Annotated in this window: 1 protein-coding gene; it reads right to left on the minus strand. The window is 52.7% G+C overall.

Annotated elements, in window-relative coordinates:
* Positions 1 to 69: 69 nt before the first annotated feature.
* A partial coding sequence (locus KW835_RS26635; protein WP_218387758.1) for a hypothetical protein occupies positions 70 to 491 on the minus strand: 422 nt, incomplete at its 5' end.

Raw genomic sequence — 491 nt, forward strand, 5'->3', positions numbered from 1 at the left:
GGTCGGTTGCAGCAAGGAGAAGCGGACGTTCAAAGTTGGAGTTACTGCCGCCCACGAAGCGTGTCGGCGTTAAAAGAATTGTTGAGACGCATACCCACTTACCACTAGCCCTGCTGAGGTGATCTGGTACGGGTACTGCCCCAGCGAATCAATTTCCGCCTGGACTCTACCTATATCTTGGGACTCATAACGATGCTGAGGTTGCGCTTGGGGCCACCTCGTTGTCTTTTCGGGGATGAGCAGCCACTCAATCTCTGAGTATTGAAATGGGCCGCCCTGAACCGCACCACAATCACCGACACCTAGCTCGGTGAGGCAATCTAGTGCGGGAAGAAAGCCATCTCTGGAACGCTCCCACTCCAGCAATTTCCATGTGCAAAAGCTAGCCACCCCTGCTTGTGCCAGGTGGGCAAAGAGCTTTTTCCATTTGGCGTTGGACATTAGCCCAATCATTTCTTTCATTGCTCTGCCTAGCTGAACCCAAACACAAT

This window comes from Acidovorax sp. sic0104, from assembly GCF_019219095.1.
Lineage (GTDB): Bacteria > Pseudomonadota > Gammaproteobacteria > Burkholderiales > Burkholderiaceae_C > Acidovorax.